The organism is Pseudomonas sp. 14P5.3.2, from assembly GCF_057799175.1.
In genome coordinates, this window is sequence record NZ_JBYOKU010000016.1 from 59,921 (window position 1) to 75,937 (window position 16,017).

Below are 16,017 nucleotides of genomic sequence, written 5' to 3' on the forward strand. Positions count from 1 at the left end.
CTTTTCTGTATCCGGTGTCGACGTAAAGCTTACAGCTCTTTAACGGTACGAACCTGATCCTTGTTGATGCGGGTCTCTTTGCCGTCGAGTTGTTTGAACTCGTAGAAGCCCGAATCTTCATCGTATTTCGGGGTGTCGACGGCCTGGATTTCGCGACCGTCATTCAAGGTGATCACTGTTGGCGACGAGCAACCAGCGAGAGTTGCCAGGCCCAGTGCGAGCATGAAAGTGGCGAGGGTCCGTTGAGTCATGGGTGTGTCTCCGAATGGGAATACTTTGGTTACTGAGCTTGAGACGTGTACAAGGCGTGAGAGTTCCTTGAGTGCTGTCAGTCTGACACAGTGTTATGCGCATTTAACAGTTCGGGGGTGTTCAGGTTGGCCAGTCGCGGGTCATTGTCGGGGCATTGCAGGGCCGTCGCGCCGAGGTTGCGCATGACCCGGCCAGGGCTGCGCTCGCCGGTATTCCAGGCGGTTTCGAACACGGGCAGCAGCGCGACTGGAATCACACACAGCAGCGGTTCCCAATGGTCATCGTGACGCAGCATTAAAGGTTTGTCAGGAAACCGGCCGGCGGTTTCACGCATGTCCTGCAGCAGTGCTGCGTCGATTCGCGGCACATCGCAGGGCAGCACCAGCAGGTGCGGCAGGCGGGCGGCTTTGAGTCCGGCAAGGATACCGGCCAGAGGACCGGGAAAATCGCCCTCTTCATCGCTGACCAATTGATCGGCGTACGCGGCATAACGCTCACGATTGCGATTGCAGGAGATGATCAGATCGTCAGTCAGCGGCCGCACCTTGCGCTGCAGGTGCGCAATCAGCGGCTCACCCTGCCACTCGATCAGCCCTTTGTCCTGGCCGCCCATGCGCTGGCCGCGTCCGCCTGCCAGGAGCAAAATGGAACAAGGGGGCAATGGCGTATTCGAGGTCATGGCAGCTCTCCAGCAGGGCGGCGAAAAATTCGGGCGCTGTGATATAACACCGGGCTGTTTCTCCTACAACTGGACGAGCCTAATGAAAGCCAAGGCCGATGTACCTTTTGCACCGCTGAACATTTCGGTGCTGACTGTCAGCGACACCCGAACCCTGGAAACCGACACATCAGGCCAGGTTTTCGTCGACCGTCTGACCGCTGCCGGCCACCGTCTGGCCGAGCGGGTCCTGCTCAAAGATGATCTGTACAAGATCCGCGCGCAAGTTGCCCACTGGATTGCCGAGGACGTGGTGCAGGTTGTGTTGATTACCGGCGGCACCGGTTTTACCGGGCGTGACAGCACGCCTGAAGCCGTAGCTTGTCTGCTCGACAAGCAGGTTGACGGATTCGGTGAACTGTTCCGCCAGATCTCGGTGGCTGATATCGGTACGTCAACCGTGCAGTCGCGAGCTCTGGCCGGTCTGGCCAATGGCACGCTGGTGTGCTGCCTGCCAGGTTCAACCAATGCGGTGCGCACCGGTTGGGACGGGATTCTCGCCGAACAGCTGGACTCTCGGCATCGCCCATGCAATTTCGTACCTCACCTGAAACAGGCAGCGCCTTGTGAATCCCGTGGGTAAGCCGGGCAAGACTGGCAGTCTGATGCCTGTCGAGGAAGCGCTGGCCCGCCTGCTGGAAATGGCTGACGCTTCGCCGATTGTCGAGCGCGAGTTTCTGCCGTTGGCTGAAGTAGAGGGGCGGGTGCTGGGTGACGACCTGATTTCGACTCTGGATCTGCCGCCCTGGCCAAACAGCGCCATGGACGGTTATGCCCTGAATCTGGCGGACTGGACCGGCGAACCGCTGCCGGTCAGCCAGAAAGTGTTCGCCGGGCAGGCGCCTGAGCCATTGAAGCCCGGTACCTGCGCGCGGATCTTCACCGGTGCGCCAGTGCCAGCCGGGGCCGATTGCGTGGAAATGCAGGAGAACGCCGAGGTTCTGACCGACGGCAGCGTGCGCTTCATCGAAACCATGAGTGTCGGTCAGAACATTCGCCCGCAGGGGCAGGAAACCACTGTCGGTGAGTTGATCCTGGCGGCAGGTACCCGACTGGGACCGATCGAGCAAGGTCTGGCGGCGTCGCTGGGGTGTGCCGGCCTGAATGTAGTACGCAAGGTGCGAGTCGCGGTGCTGTCCACCGGCGATGAACTGGTCGAGCCGGGTCAGCCGTTGGGGCCGGGACAGATTTACAACAGTAATCGGGTGGTGTTGTGCAGTTGGTTGCAGCGCCTGGGTTGTGAAGTGATTGATGCCGGCATTCTTCCGGACGATCTGGCCACTACGCGGGCGCGTTTGGGCGACTTGCGGGATGTCGACCTGATTCTGTCGACCGGCGGCGTTTCGGTGGGCGAAGCGGATTTTCTTGGCATCGCGTTGAGGGAAGAGGGCGAGCTGGCGCTGTGGAAACTGGCAATCAAACCGGGCAAACCGCTGACCTTCGGCCATTTTCGCAAGGTGCCGGTCATCGGCCTGCCGGGTAACCCTGCTTCGACTCTGGTGACCTTTGCTCTGCTCGCGCGGCCCTATTTGCTGAGGCGTCAGGGCGTGCAGGATTCAGAACCTCTGAAGTTTACGGTGCCGGCAGGCTTCGTCTGGCCAGTGGCCGGCAATCGGCGCGAATACTTGCGCGGTCGACTCGAACAGGGGCGGGCAGTCATTTACCGCAATCAAAGTTCCGGTGTGCTGCGCAGTGCAGCCTGGGCGGATGGCCTGGTAGAAGTGCTGGAAGGCCGTACGCTGGCAGAAGGCGATGAGGTTGGGTTCATTCCATTGAGCGACCTGCTCGGCTGATCCGCGCCTGGTGACTGCAGGCTCGACCGATACCGCGTCGATGCCTGCATTTCTTCCGTCAATGGCTCATCAGTGTGACCAACTGATCGAACCGGCTGTTGGCAACCCATCCCAACAGTCCCAAGACCACCGCCGTAGCACCCGCCGAATAGGCGAGACGGTGCTTGATGGTCTTTACATCCCCGCGGACTTCGTCCATATCGCGACGAATGTATTTGAGGTGGGTTTCCAGTTCGGTCACGCGCGGTTCCATATCAACTTCTCCAGCGGTTCTGGCGTTTTTTTTGAAATCGGATTTGTGACTGGTGCGACTTTCACCGAGAGGGACAATCGGACTAGTTGGAATTTTGGCTTCATGGCTGGACATGGAAATGTCCATCGGCTGTTTCAAATGTAAGCGCGCTGGCCTTCCCGTCATTCCAACTGTCACCAGCACCGAGGGTGTATCCACTCATTACCTGCACGTCCTTGTGTTGTTAAATCGAAGATTGATACCACCTGCACACGGTGAATCAATGATCGAGTCTGGTCAATTGAGCCGATTCCTCACATATCGTAAGAAAAAATACCGCTGTGTAGGACTGCAACAGGCAATCGTTTGAATTAAATGGGATTGCCATGGCTTTTTTGCGGGTGCCAGAGGTCAAGATGTTTCATACCGATTCAACCGTGGGGAGTGACCGTTATGAGTGAGCGCAGGGCGCTGTTGATTTTGCATGGCAAGCAGGCACTCAATGAGGCGGTGCGCGCCGCCGTCGAAGCAAAGCGCGAGCAGGGCTGGGAGCTGGCAGTGCGTCTGACCTGGGAGGCCGGTGACGCTCAGCGTCTGGTGGAGGAGGCGCTGGCAGGCGGCTATCGGCAGATCATAGCCGGGGGTGGTGATGGTACGTTGCGGGATATCGCTGAAGCCCTGGCGGCGCATGCGCACAAGGCCAGTCTGGTGCTGTTGCCGCTCGGGACGGCCAACGATTTTTCCCGCGCGGCGGGGATCCCGCTGGAGCCGGCCGAGGCACTTGAGCTTCTCGATGTACCGCCGCGTGATATTGATCTGGGCGAAGTTGGCGGGCAGATTTTCCTCAACATGGCGACCGGCGGTTTCGGTAGCCAGGTGACGGCCAATACGTCCGAGGATCTGAAAAAAGTGTTGGGCGGGGCCGCCTATCTGTTCACCGGTTTATCGCGCTTCAGTGAGTTGCACGCGGCCTATGGCGAACTGCAGGGGCCGGACTTTCACTGGCGTGGCGAGCTGCTCGCGCTGGGCATCGGCAACGGTCGTCAGGCGGGTGGTGGACACGTATTGTGCCCGCAGGCGCTGGCGGATGATGGCCTGTTGGACATCAGCATTCTGCCCGCGCCACAGGAGTTGGTGGGCACGCTGAAGAATCTGCTCAGCGATGGTTTCGGCCTCGATAACATGTTTGTGCGCGCCCGCTTGCCCTGGGTCGAAATCAAGGTTGCCGAGGGCTTGAGCATCAATCTTGACGGCGAGCCGCTGACAGGCGAAAGCCTGCGCTTCGAGGCCCGTCCGGGAGCATTGCGGGTGCACTTGCCCGAGCATTCGCCGCTGTTGGGCGGTAACCGCTCGATCAGTCGTCCAGGCTGATGATCTGCTCGCGTACCGCGAACAGTACCAGGCCCGCCACGTCGTAGATCTGCAGGCGTTTCATGATCTGCGAACGATGGGTTTCGACAGTCTTGATGCTCAGGCCCAGACCGTTGGCGATTTCCCGGGTGGATTTGCCGCGCACGATCAACCGCAGGATCTCCAGCTGCCGTGCCGTCAGGTTGTGCGAGTCGGCCACTTCCGGCTGGTTTTTCTGCGTGCGGGTCAGCGCCTGGTTGATCACGGTGTGGGCGATCGCCGGGCTCAGGTAGCGTTCGTTGTTGCGCAGGGCTTCGAGGGCATGTTCAAGCTCGGTGGCCGTCGTGTCCTTGAGCAGATAACCGTGCGCCCCGGATTCCAGTGCCTGCATGATCAGCGCCGGATCGGTATGCATCGACAGGATCAGTACCTTGCTTTGTGGCCGCACGCGCTTGAGCCGTTGCAGGGCTTCCAGGCCTCCGGTTTCCTTCATCGAGATATCCAGCAACACGATATCGGGTACCAGTTGCTCGACCATTTCGAGCAGCTGCGAGCCATCGCTGGCTTCGCCAACGACTGCATAACCGGGAATGTCGAGCACCAGAGCACGCACGCCGGCCCTGATCAGCGAGTGGTCATCCACCAGAAGTAAGTTACAAGTCAACGCATAACCTTATTCGTACTGGCCCGCTCGAGTGCACGGGGCGCCCAGGGGAATAGTGCTTCGATTTGAGTGCCTTTGCCCGGCTCGCTGATGACGTTCAGCGTGCCGCCCAACTGTTCGATCCTTTCGGCCATCCCGGCCATGCCGCGCTGTCCTTCCCGCCCCGGATCCGCAGCAGGCGCAAACCCTTGGCCATCGTCGCTGATCAACAGCGTCAGGCCTTGCGGCAGTCGTTGCACGCGGATCAACAGGTTGCTGGCCTGCGCGTGACGCAGAATGTTGGTGACCGCTTCCTGGGCAATGCGAAAGGCGGCGACTGCCATTTCTTCGGGAATCCCGTTGAGCCGCTGCTGGCAATCGAGGCTCCAGTGCACCGGCGTGTTGGCCAGAGTCTTGAGCAAGTGCGCACGCAGACTGGCCTCCAGCCCGAGGCTGGTCAGTTGGCGCGGATTGAGGATAGCCGACACGTCGCGCACCTTGTTCAGGGTTTCCTCAAGGGTGTCGCAGAGTGTCGAGCATTGCTCTTGCAGGTCTTGCGGCAGACGTCTTTTCAGCCATTCGCTTTGCAGCTTGGCCGCCGTCAGCAACTGACCGATATCGTCGTGCAGTTCGCGGCTGAGCCGGTGCCGTTCGTTTTCCTGGACTTCCAGCAAGCGGTCGGCGAGCTCCTGAGGCTGGAACTTGATCGATTTGCGTGACAGCCGATATTGCACCCAGACACAAGCGGTGGCGGCGATGTTCAACAGCAGCAGACCGAGCGAGAGTGGCGCCGAAAAACCGTAGGTCAGCAAGCTGCCAACGGCTGCGCTGACACACAATATGAGAGTGAACCGGCGTGCATTTTCCCGGGAGGGTGGCCATGTGGTGATTGACTTGAGGCTGGCGTACATAACGGATGGAGCCAATAGATGTTCGCTGCGGGTAGACCGGCCGGTGGCGGGCGGATCTCTGTCTGAAAATGCTGTCAATTATGTTATTGATTTTAACCGGGGTCAGTGAACGACATTTTGACCGCAAACTTCGATGGATGCCTGTCACTGAATCACTGTGCCATTAAATTGAAAGCAACTAATGGCCGGCATAATACCACTTAAGATACCGTTGGTCGCGTTTGCCATATATGTCCATTGAGTCATGAAAGAGGCCATGTTGGACGTGAGTTCCATAATGGAAAAGTCGCTTTATTGTGTTCGATAGATATCGATGTTGCTCGAAGTTGATCGTTACACGGACACAGGCAAACCCTGAGGCCGCAGGAAAATTTCCGCTGGTGTCAGGTGTGATTATTTAATTCGGTTTGTCGCTGGCAGGTATGAACTATTCAATTGCGACATTCAGCGGTGCGGATCAGCTATCTGGATTCGTGCAATTTCAGCACTGAATCAGGCCTGCCGTTCCGAATAAGACATGAGTGACAACGGTTGAGTCGCAAGTGACGGCTGAAATTCACCTTGACCTACCTGGAACGCGAAGGCTTCGATCAGGGAGGTCTGTTCGCTGGCGTCCAGGCTCAACTGGCCAGTGTTCTGATCGACCAGTTCGATTTGCCAGGCCATCAGGGTGAAACAGTCTTTGAGCGCATCCAGAGCCTGTGCATGCAGGTCGATATGTTCCGGCGCGTGGTCGAGCAGGCTGTGAATATGCAGGGAAAACTCGGAAATCGCCTCCAGTGCCAACGCTTCTGCACGGCTTGCAAGCTTGAGCAGGGTGCTGCGCATGCAGTCGATGGCGTCCTTGTCGTTGCTGATCAGTTGCAGGTGGCTCAGGCATTCTTCGGACTTGGCCAGGAGTGTTTCAGCTTCGACGAGAAATTCGGGGAAGCGTTGTGCCCAGTCTTTGCGGTCGATTGGCATGCTTATCTCCACAGCGTCATGTCTGATGAGGGAATGCCGTGTGTGTCGACGATCATGAATCGTCGGGAGATCGCGCCCCACCGTGCAAGTGCACTGGCTGAGGTTTTCCAGAGGGTAAGGTTCCACTGACCTGCGATCGCACACAATAGCCTGACTCCGTTCATGCAATGAGAATGGCGTCACATTAATGGCTATTGGATATTGCGAACATCAGGTTGGGCCTGATTGTTACTAGGGGATTCCCTTACACGCGGGAACCTGTGACGCCAACCGTGGTCGCGCCAGAAGAGAATGTAGCAGATGAAAACACCGAGCCAGTAAACCATGATGTTAATGTGACATCAATGCCTGTGTATGGCATTTTGATACTGATTTCTATGGGGATCAAGAATCGCCATAAACAGCCGATAACCCCTCAATAGTGAATTCATCAGAACAAGCCCAGGAGTCATTGATGGCCGGCATTCTCGACACGGTAGACCAACGCACGCAACTGGTGGGTGAGAATCGCCTGGAAATTCTCATGTTTCGACTGGCCGGACGCCAATTGTTCGCGATCAACGTGTTCAAGGTTCAGGAAGTTCTGCAATTGCCGAAGCTGACCCTGATGCCGCAGCGCCACCCGTTTGTCTGCGGCGTGGTCAACCTGCGCGGCCAGACGCTGCCGGTGATCGACCTGTCCCAGGCGATCGGCATGCGTCCGCTGGTGCCGGGCCCGAACAGCACCATCATCGTCACCGAGTACAACCGTTCGGTGCAGGCTTTCCTTGTCGGTGGCGTGGATCGCATCGTCAACATGAACTGGGAAGCCATCCTGCCGCCGCCGACCAGCGCCGGTCGCCAGCATTACCTGACCGCGATCAGCAAGGTTGACGATCAACTGGTGGAAATCATTGACGTCGAGAAAGTCCTCGCCGAGATCGTCCCGTACAACGCCAAGGTCTCGCGTGACAAGCTCGACGATCCGGTGCTGGAACGTGCCCGTGGCCGCGAAGTGCTGCTGGTGGACGACTCCAACGTGGCGCTGTCGCAACTGCGCGACACCCTTGGCCAGCTCGGGGTGAAGATGCACATCGCCAGCGATGGCCTGAAGGCGCTGAACATGCTCAAGGCCTGGGCCGATACCGGGGTGAACATGACCGACAAACTGCTGATGGTGTTCACCGACGCGGAAATGCCGGAAATGGACGGCTATCGCCTGACCACCGAGATCCGCAACGACCCGCGCCTGCGCGGCCTGTACGTGGTGCTGCACACCTCGCTGTCCGGCAGTTTCAACGACTCGATGGTGAAGAAGGTCGGCTGCGACAACTTCCTCTCCAAGTTCCAGCCGGACAAATTGGTCGATGTGGTGCGTCAGCGCCTGATGCTCGATGAAGTGCCAGCCTGATCACACCACCACACCGCTCCTGTAGGAGCTGTCGAGTGAAACGAGGCTGCGATCTTTTGATCTTTAAAGTCAAAGTCAAAAGATCGCAGCGTGCCGCAGCTCCTACATTGTCGTGCAGTGCCCGAACTCTGCCTTTGATTCACAGATAAAGCTCGTATAGGGTGGCTTTTTTGCCCATCAGGAAGCTGGACATGCTGCGTCTGAGTGCGCTTTATCGTTACCCGTTGAAATCCGGCAAGCCCGAGATTCTGCAATCGATTGGCCTGGATAAACTGGGCCTGGAAGGTGACCGACGCTGGATGCTGGTAGACGAGGCCAGCGGCCGCTTCCTGACCCAACGGGCCGAAGCGAAAATGAGCCAGCTCTCGGCGCTGTGGAATGCGCAGGGCGGTCTGACCCTCAGTGCGCCTGACCACACCGCGCTGGATATCCCGTTGCCCGAGGACGATGCCGAGCTGCGCGGCGTGACCATCTGGCGTGACACCCTGCGCGTGCCGGATGCCGGTGATGAAGCGGCCCGCTGGGTCAGCGATTTCATCGGCAAGCCGACCCGTCTGGTGCAGGTGCCACTTGATCGCGCGCGCATGACGCAGGCCGGTTATGGCCGCGAGGATGATCAGGTGGCATTCGCCGACGGTTTCCCGCTATTGCTGATTGGTGAGGCGTCGTTGCAGGATCTGGTGCAAAAGGTCGGACGACCGCTGGAGATGTTGCGTTTCCGGCCGAATCTGGTGATCGAAGGCAGTGCGGCGTTCGCCGAAGATGGCTGGAAGCGCATTCGCATCGGCGCTGTCGAATTCCGGGTGGTCAAGCCGTGCTCGCGCTGCATCCTGACCACCATCGATCCGCAGACCGGGGAGCGCAGTGCCGATCGCGAACCGCTGGCGACCTTGCAGAAGTACCGCGCCCAGGCCGATGGCGCGATGTTCGGGCAGAATCTGGTCAACGACAGCAATGGTCGACTGGAAGTCGGTATGCCGGTGGAAATCCTCGAATAATCGAGGCCAGCAATGAAAAATGCCCGTGTCCATGGACACGGGCATTTTTTTGCACCGGGAAAAACCCGTGGGCTTAGCCGCGGTATTCGCACAGGTAAGCGGTATCAACGGCGACTTTCAGCTGGAACTTGCTGTTGGCCGGTACGTTGAACTGGCTGCCGGCGGCGAAGGTTTCCCAGTCGCTGCTGTCCGGCAGTTTGACGGTCAGTGCGCCGGAGACCACGTGCATGATTTCGCGCTGAGCGGTGCCGAATTCGTATTCGCCCGGGGCCATGACGCCGATGGTCGCCGGGCCTTCAGCGGTGCCAAAAGCGATCGACTTGACGGTGCCGTCGAAGTACTCGTTGACTTTGAACATGGGCGATTCCTCTTGAATGGGGCTTAAAAGGGTTAAAAAGGGCCGGCCAGTATGCACAAGGCTCCCGGCGCCGTCACCTGCCCGGGGCGTGTCCGGCGAGTTCTCGCCCTGACTTCAGAGTGGCAAGACCAGCGGCAGCAACCGCGCGGTGTTGCGCGCATCTTCCAGGGCCCGATGCTGTTGACCGCTGAACTGCATGCCGGCCAGTTGCAGCGCGCCGTTCAGGCCCAACGGTCGTTCCAGTCGCCGCGCCTTGGCAAAGCGCTGTTTGAGGTTCATGTGCTGCACCCGGCTCAGTACGCTGTCGAGTTGCAGGCGTTGCCACTCCTGGAGCAATTGCTTGCGGTCGTAATCGCCCCAACTGGCCCAGCCCTCGAGGCGCGTCTGGTGTTGCCCGAGCCAGCGTTCGAACGCCGGCCAGACCTCGCTCAACGGCTGCGCGGCGTCGATGTTGGCTTGGGTGATGTGGGTGAGCTCCCGACAGAACGGCGTCAGCAACGGCCGCCGGGTCGGTTTGACGAACCGCTGAAAGTGATCCTGCTCGCGACCGGCACGATCGACCAGCGTCGCGCCGATTTCGATGATTTCCATTTCCGTAACCGGCCAGCCACCTTCATCTGTGGTGGCTTCCAGATCAATGACCAGCCAATGGGGCATCGCAGGTTTCCTGATTTACGCGTCCTGATAGATCAGAGCGTAGTCAAACCTCGCGTTTGCGCCTGGCGACTCACTCGACCTGCAACAGAACCTGACGATTTTTTACCTGATCGCCGACCTTGACCTGCACCCGCTTGAGCACGCCGTCGATGCCGGCCTTGAGCGGGTGCTCCATTTTCATTGCCTCCAGCACCACCAGCAACTGACCCTTGCTGACCGTGCTGCCTTCGCTGACCAGCACGTCGACGATGGCACCGTCCATCGGCGCCTTGAGTGTGCCGGAGCTGACGCTGCTCTGACTGCTGATGAGCGCATGAGTTCGATCCTCCAGGCGCAGGCTGCCGGGGTGGGTGAACAGCCAGAGTTCTTCACCATCGACCCGATAGGCGTGACGCTGGCGCAGGCCGTCGACTTCCAGCGTCACCGCGCGCTCGTCGCAATCGATGACGGTCAGCGCCAGCGCGCGCTGCATCACGTTCACGGTGAATCGGCCAGCGCCGTCCGCAAGCAGTTGCAAGGTCCAGTCCCGTTCTTCCACACCGAGACGGAAATTGAGCGGCACGCCGGCATTGTTGCGCCAGCCCTTGAGTGGCGCACGATGCGCCCGCGCGCCAGACTGATAAAACAGCACGGCGGCGATGGCCAGTTCTTCGGCGGTGGGTGCGTAAACATGCAGGCAAGGGTGGTCAGTGAAGTGCTGCGCGATGAACGCGGTGCTGAACTCGCCGCTGATGAACTGAGGATGTTGCAGCAGGCTGACCAGCAAACGCTGATTGGTCTGCACGCCGAGCAGCACGCTGTCCTGCACCGCGCGCAACAGTTTGCGCCGCGCTTCTTCGCGGGTGGCGCCGTGGGCAATCAGTTTGCCGAGCATCGGGTCGTAGAACGGGCTGACCCACTGACCTTCGCGCAAGCCGTGATCGATCCGCGCCCCAGGACTCACCGCCGGTTCCCAGGCCTGGACACGACCGGTCTGCGGCAGGAAATTCTGCGTCGGATCTTCGGCATACAGACGCACTTCCATGGCGTGGCCGTTCAGCGCGACCTGATCCTGAGTCAACGGCAGCGGCTGCCCTTCGGCGACGGCCAATTGCCAGGCGACCAGATCCTGCCCGGTGATCAACTCGGTCACCGGATGCTCGACCTGCAGACGCGTGTTCATTTCCAGAAAGTAGAACTGCCCACGGGCATCGAGCAGAAACTCGACGGTGCCGGCACCTAGGTAATTCACCGCTCGACCAGCCTTGAGCGCCGCTTCGCCCATGGCCTGGCGCAACTCGTGGGTCATCACCGGGCAGGGTGCTTCCTCGATGACTTTCTGATGGCGGCGCTGCACCGAGCAGTCGCGCTCGCCGAGGTAGATCAGGTTGCCGTGATGATCGCCGAACAGTTGCACCTCGACGTGCCGTGGTTCGATCAGCGCCTGTTCGAGGATCAGCTCATCACTGCCGAAACCGTTCAGCGCCTCGGAGCGAGCGGTGCGCAATTGCGCCGGCAACTCCTCGCTGCTGTGCACCAGGCGCATGCCGCGTCCACCGCCGCCGGCGCTGGCCTTGATCATCAGCGGGTAGCCAATGCGCTCGGCCTCGCGCAGCAACGTGGCGTCGTCCTGCACGGCGCCTTGATAGCCGGCGATACACGGTACGCCGGCTTCGAGCATGGCGATTTTCGACAGGCGCTTGCTGCCCATCAGTTCGATGGCCTCGGCGCTGGGGCCGATGAAGGTCAGATTGGCCGCTGCGCAGGCGCGGGCGAATTCGGCATTTTCCGAGAGGAAGCCATAGCCGGGATGAATCGCGTCGGCACCGCTGCGGCGGGCGGCGTCGAGGATCGCCGGGATGTTCAGGTAGGACTGCTGCACCGGGGCGGCGCCGATGTTCACGGCTTGATCAGCCATCTGCACGTGCAGGGCATTGGCGTCGGCATCGCTGAATACGGCAACGGTGCGATAGCCGAGGGCCTGGGCGGTGCGCTGGATGCGGCAGGCGATTTCACCGCGGTTGGCGATCAGGATTTTGTGGATGACGGGCATGTTGATCTTCCTGAGTATTTGGCGGTGGGTTGTCTGGCCTCTTCGCGAGCAGGCTCGCTCCCACAAGGAATTTGCATCGTTCACAAAACCTGTGGGAGCGAGCCTGCTCGCGAAGCTTTTAAGGGGCCCACTTCGGTTTACGTTTTTGCACAAAAGCCATGGTGCCCTCGATCCCTTCGGCCCCGGTCACCGCTTCGCTGAACCACCGCGCCGCTTCATCCAGCAATTCACTCGAAGGCTGCCCGGCACTGGCCAGCAGCAGCTTTTTGGTTGCCGCGTTCGCTTCGGGCGCGCAGCACAGAACATGGTCGATCACTTCATCGAGGCGTTCGGCCAGCGCTTGCGGATCCTGCTCGACAAAATGCACCAGCCCCAACCGCCGGGCCTGATGGCCATCGAAGCGCGCGGCGGTCAGTGCCAGACGGCGAGTCTCGGTCAGGCCTATGCGTTGCACCACGAACGGAGCGATCTGCGCCGGTAGCAAACCGAGGCTGGTTTCCGGCAGACCGAATTGCGCTTGATGGTCGGCCATTGCGATATCGCTGACACATGCCAGCCCGAAACCACCACCGAGCACTGCGCCCTGCAGCACGGTGATCAGCACTTGTGGTGCGTCCTGAGCTTCTTGCAGCAGGGCTCCAAAGGCGCGGTTCAACTCGCGGTAAGCGTCGGCCCCTTGGGCACGGGCATTGGCCATGTCCTTGATGTCGCCACCCGCACAGAAATGCCCACCGGCACCGCTGAGGACCAGAGCGCGCACCCCGCGGTCATCGCGCACCGCCGCCAGCACCGCACGCAGCTCGGCGACCATTTGCAGGCTCATCGCATTGCGGCTTTCCGGGCGATTGAGGGTGATGTGCAGCACGCCGCCGTGCTGTTCCAGCAGCAGCGTCTGGCAGTCGGGCAGGGCGCTCATTTCTTTTTCCCCGGCAGGATGCCCATCAGTTTGCAGATGATCCCCAGCATGATTTCGTCGGCGCCGCCGCCAATCGACACCAGCCGCACATCGCGATAGGCGCGGGCCACCGGGTTGTCCCACATGAAGCCCATGCCGCCCCAATATTGCAGACAGCTGTCGCTGACTTCACGACCGAGGCGTCCGGCCTTGAGCTTGGCCATCGACGCCAGGCGTGTGACGTCCTGGCCCTTCACATACTGCTCGGTGGCCTGATAGACCAGCGCCCGCAGGCATTCGATTTCGGTCTGCAATTCGGCGAGGCGGAAGTGAATCACCTGATTGTCGATCAGCGCGTTGCCGAAGGTCTTGCGCTCCTTGCAGTACTCGATGGTGCTGTCGACGCAATATTCCAGGCCCTTGATCATGTTCGCCGCGCCGAACAGGCGTTCTTCCTGGAACTGCAGCATCTGCATCATGAACCCGGCGCCTTCGTGGCCGATGCGGTTGCGCTGCGGCACACGCACGTTATCGAAAAACACCTGGGCGGTTTCCGAGCTGCGCATGCCGAGCTTGTCCAGGTGCGAGCTGAGGCTGATGCCCGGGGTGTTCATCGGCACCATGATCAGCGACTTGTTGATGTGCGGCTTGTCGTCCGAGGTGTTGGCCAGCAGGCAGATGAAGTCGGCACTCGGTGAATTGGTGATCCACATCTTGCTGCCGTTGATCACGTAGTCGTCGCCGTCCTTGCGCGCGCTGGTCTTGAGCCCGGCGACGTCGGAGCCGGCACCGACTTCCGAGACTCCGATGCAGCCGACCTGCTCGCCGCTAATCGCGGGGCGGAGGAATTCGTCGCGCAATTCATCGGAGCCGAAGCGGGCCAGCGCCGGGGTGCACATGTCGGTCTGTACGCCGATCGACATCGGAATGCCGCCGCAGTGGATGGTGCCAAACTCTTCGGCGGCGACAATCGAATAGCTGTAGTCGAGGCCCATGCCACCGAATTTTTCCGGTTTGGAAATTCCCAGCAACCCGAGGTCGCCGGCCTTGCGGAAAATCTCGTGGATCGGAAAGCGCCCGGCCTGTTCCCATTCATCGACGTGCGGGTTGATTTCGTGCTCGACGAATTGGCGGACGGTGCGGCGCAGTGCTTCGTGTTCCGGGGTGAAGATCATTTTTATTGTTCTCCTTGGGATCCGTGGCAGTCAGAAGCGGCTGACGCCGAAGCTGTTGGGTTGCAGCGTGCGGATGTCGGCTTCGTGGCAGATATCCAGCAGGTAACCGAGCAGGGTGCGCGTATCGCGCGGATCGATCAGGCCGTCGTCCCACAGGTTGGCGCTGCCGTAGAGCGCGGTGGACTGGCTGTCGAGTTTCTGCGCGGTGACCTGTTCGAGCATATCGAGCATTTTCGGGTCCGGCACCAGTCCCTCCTTGAGCTGTTTGGCCTCGGTGACAATACGCAGCACCTTGCCGGCCTGCGCGCCGCCCATCACCGCGGTGCGGCTGTTGGGCCAGGCAAAAATGAAGCGTGGATCGAGACCGCGCCCGCACATCGCGTAATTGCCGGCACCGTAGGAACCGCCGACGACAATCGTCAGTTTAGGCACTCGCGCATTGGCCACCGCTTGAATCAGTTTCGAGCCGTGTTTGATCACGCCTTGCTGCTCGGACTCGGTGCCGACCATGAACCCGGTGGTGTTGTGGAAAAACAGCAGCGGCGTCTGACTCTGGTCACACAGCTGAATGAACTGCGCGGCCTTGCTCGCCCCAGCGGGGGTGATCGGGCCGTTGTTGCCGATCAAACCGCAGGCGCGACCGTGGATTTTCAGTTGGCCGCAAACGGTGTGTTGATCGAACTCGCCCTTGAATTCAAGGAACTCGGATTCATCGGCAATCCGCGCAATGATTTCGCGCACGTCGTAGGGTTTTTTCGGGTCGTCGGGGATCAGTCCGAGCAGTTCGTCGATCGGGTACAGCGGCGCCTTGTATTGCGGCTCGGGCAGCCACGGCAGTTGCTCGTTCCACGGCAGCATGCGCAGGATCTCGCGCACCAGCCGCACGCCATCGGCATCGTTCTCGGCCAGGTACTCGGCGGTGCCGGCGACTTGCGCGTGCATCTCGGCGCCGCCCAGCTCTTCATCGGTGGCGACCTCGCCCGTCGCGGCTTTGAGCAGCGGCGGCCCGGCAAGAAACAGCTTGGCCTTGCCGCGTACCACCACCACGTAATCCGATAGCCCCGGTTGATACGCGCCACCCGCCGTGGCCGAACCGTGCACCACGGTAATTTGCGGCAGGCCCATGGCCGACATCCGCGCCTGATTGGCAAAGCTGCGCGCACCCTCGACGAAAATCTCCGCGGCATAGTTGAGGTTGGCCCCGCCGCTTTCGGCGAGGGTGATCACCGGCAGTTTGTTTTCCTGGGCGATCTGTTGCAGGCGCAGGGACTTTTTCAGGCCAGTCGGGGAAATGGTGCCGCCCTTGATCGCGCTGTTGTTGGCCACCACCATCGCGCGTATGCCGGACACGTAACCGATGCCGGCAATCAGGCCACCGCCGGCGGCGCTGCCGTCCTTGTCGTCGTGCAGTTTGTAGCCGGCCAGGCTCGCCAGTTCGAGGAACGGTGCGCCGGGGTCGAGCAGCAGATTCAGGCGTTCGCGGGGCAGCAGTTGCCCGCGCTTGTCGAATTTCGCCTTGGCTTCGGCAGCCTTGTTCAGCAGGTTCTGTTCCAGTTGCTGGACGTGCTCGATGGCCGTGAGCATCGCCGTCTGATTGCGGGCGAAGGCCTCACTGTACGGATCGAGTTGGGACTGGATCTGCGGCATGGC

Annotated in this window: 17 protein-coding genes; 5 read left to right on the forward strand and 12 right to left on the reverse strand. The window is 60.4% G+C overall.

The genetic code is table 11. From position 1 onward, the window contains the following. Positions 1-29 precede the first annotated feature (29 nt). Both AC27VU_RS15125 and mobA read right to left on the reverse strand, forming a co-directional pair. The gene (locus tag AC27VU_RS15125; protein ID WP_003226722.1) at positions 30-251 is read right to left on the reverse strand and encodes a YgdI/YgdR family lipoprotein; all 222 of its coding nucleotides are present in this window, start codon (positions 249-251) and stop codon (positions 30-32) included. A gap of 77 nt (positions 252-328) precedes the next feature. Beyond that, a complete protein-coding gene (gene mobA, locus AC27VU_RS15130) occupies positions 329-931 on the reverse strand; it encodes a molybdenum cofactor guanylyltransferase MobA (RefSeq protein ID WP_488724353.1) in 603 nt (200 codons plus the stop codon). Between the two features lie 82 nt (positions 932-1,013). On the opposite strand from mobA, the gene moaB reads away from it, so the two are divergent. Beyond that, positions 1,014-1,553 carry a molybdenum cofactor biosynthesis protein B gene (moaB, locus tag AC27VU_RS15135; RefSeq protein WP_488724354.1) on the forward strand — a complete coding sequence of 180 codons (540 nt, stop codon included), beginning with the start codon at positions 1,014-1,016 and terminating at the stop codon, positions 1,551-1,553. Further along, positions 1,537-2,763: a molybdopterin molybdotransferase MoeA gene (locus tag AC27VU_RS15140; protein ID WP_262141932.1), complete on the forward strand. Its 1,227-nt coding sequence runs from the start codon at positions 1,537-1,539 to the stop codon at positions 2,761-2,763. Before moaB ends, AC27VU_RS15140 begins: the two co-directional genes overlap by 17 nt. Positions 2,764-2,821: 58 nt before the next feature. Here the strand turns inward: AC27VU_RS15140 and AC27VU_RS15145 are convergent, their stop codons facing one another. Next, positions 2,822-3,130 (reverse strand): hypothetical protein, encoded by a 309-nt coding sequence (locus tag AC27VU_RS15145; RefSeq protein ID WP_177434688.1) that lies wholly within the window; start codon positions 3,128-3,130, stop codon positions 2,822-2,824. Positions 3,131-3,448: 318 nt separating this feature from the next. Between AC27VU_RS15145 and yegS the strand changes: the two genes are divergently transcribed. Next, the gene (yegS, locus tag AC27VU_RS15150; protein ID WP_488724355.1) at positions 3,449-4,366 is read left to right on the forward strand and encodes a lipid kinase YegS; all 918 of its coding nucleotides are present in this window, start codon (positions 3,449-3,451) and stop codon (positions 4,364-4,366) included. Here the strand turns inward: yegS and AC27VU_RS15155 are convergent. The 3 genes from AC27VU_RS15155 to AC27VU_RS15165 form a co-directional block, all read right to left on the reverse strand. Beyond that, positions 4,350-5,009, reverse strand: coding sequence for a response regulator (locus AC27VU_RS15155; protein ID WP_003226712.1), 660 nt, complete (start codon positions 5,007-5,009; stop codon positions 4,350-4,352). The genes yegS and AC27VU_RS15155 overlap by 17 nt on opposite strands. Continuing rightward, complete coding sequence (locus AC27VU_RS15160) at positions 5,006-5,899, reverse strand: sensor histidine kinase (RefSeq protein WP_103519693.1); 894 nt, start codon at positions 5,897-5,899, stop codon at positions 5,006-5,008. The genes AC27VU_RS15155 and AC27VU_RS15160 overlap by 4 nt, the downstream gene beginning before the upstream one ends. 492 nt (positions 5,900-6,391) lie before the next feature. Continuing rightward, a complete protein-coding gene (locus tag AC27VU_RS15165; protein WP_103483810.1) occupies positions 6,392-6,862 on the reverse strand; it encodes a hypothetical protein in 471 nt (156 codons plus the stop codon). A 454-nt stretch (positions 6,863-7,316) separates the two neighbouring features. On the opposite strand from AC27VU_RS15165, the gene AC27VU_RS15170 reads away from it, so the two are divergent. Continuing rightward, the gene (locus tag AC27VU_RS15170; RefSeq protein ID WP_003226705.1) at positions 7,317-8,252 is read left to right on the forward strand and encodes a chemotaxis protein CheV; all 936 of its coding nucleotides are present in this window, start codon (positions 7,317-7,319) and stop codon (positions 8,250-8,252) included. 191 nt (positions 8,253-8,443) lie between these two features. After that, a complete protein-coding gene (locus AC27VU_RS15175; protein WP_003226703.1) occupies positions 8,444-9,250 on the forward strand; it encodes an MOSC domain-containing protein in 807 nt (268 codons plus the stop codon). Positions 9,251-9,323: 73 nt separating this feature from the next. Here AC27VU_RS15175 and ppnP read toward each other — a convergent pair whose 3' ends face one another. The 6 genes from ppnP to atuC form a co-directional block, all read right to left on the reverse strand. After that, complete coding sequence (ppnP, locus tag AC27VU_RS15180; RefSeq protein ID WP_003226701.1) at positions 9,324-9,608, reverse strand: pyrimidine/purine nucleoside phosphorylase; 285 nt, start codon at positions 9,606-9,608, stop codon at positions 9,324-9,326. Between the two features lie 114 nt (positions 9,609-9,722). Continuing rightward, entirely contained in the window at positions 9,723-10,265 is a 543-nt protein-coding gene (locus tag AC27VU_RS15185; protein ID WP_003226699.1) for a 3'-5' exonuclease, read from the reverse strand. Between the two features lie 70 nt (positions 10,266-10,335). Further along, on the reverse strand, positions 10,336-12,297 hold the full coding sequence (locus AC27VU_RS15190) for an acetyl/propionyl/methylcrotonyl-CoA carboxylase subunit alpha (RefSeq protein ID WP_488724356.1): 1,962 nt from the start codon (positions 12,295-12,297) through the stop codon (positions 10,336-10,338). A 118-nt stretch (positions 12,298-12,415) separates the two neighbouring features. Then, the gene (locus AC27VU_RS15195; protein ID WP_488724357.1) at positions 12,416-13,213 is read right to left on the reverse strand and encodes an enoyl-CoA hydratase/isomerase family protein; all 798 of its coding nucleotides are present in this window, start codon (positions 13,211-13,213) and stop codon (positions 12,416-12,418) included. Next, positions 13,210-14,367 (reverse strand): citronellyl-CoA dehydrogenase, encoded by a 1,158-nt coding sequence (gene atuD, locus AC27VU_RS15200; protein WP_003226692.1) that lies wholly within the window; start codon positions 14,365-14,367, stop codon positions 13,210-13,212. Before atuD ends, AC27VU_RS15195 begins: the two co-directional genes overlap by 4 nt. 30 nt (positions 14,368-14,397) lie before the next feature. Further along, on the reverse strand, positions 14,398-16,014 hold the full coding sequence (gene atuC / locus AC27VU_RS15205; RefSeq protein ID WP_488724358.1) for a geranyl-CoA carboxylase subunit beta: 1,617 nt from the start codon (positions 16,012-16,014) through the stop codon (positions 14,398-14,400). Positions 16,015-16,017 lie beyond the last annotated feature (3 nt).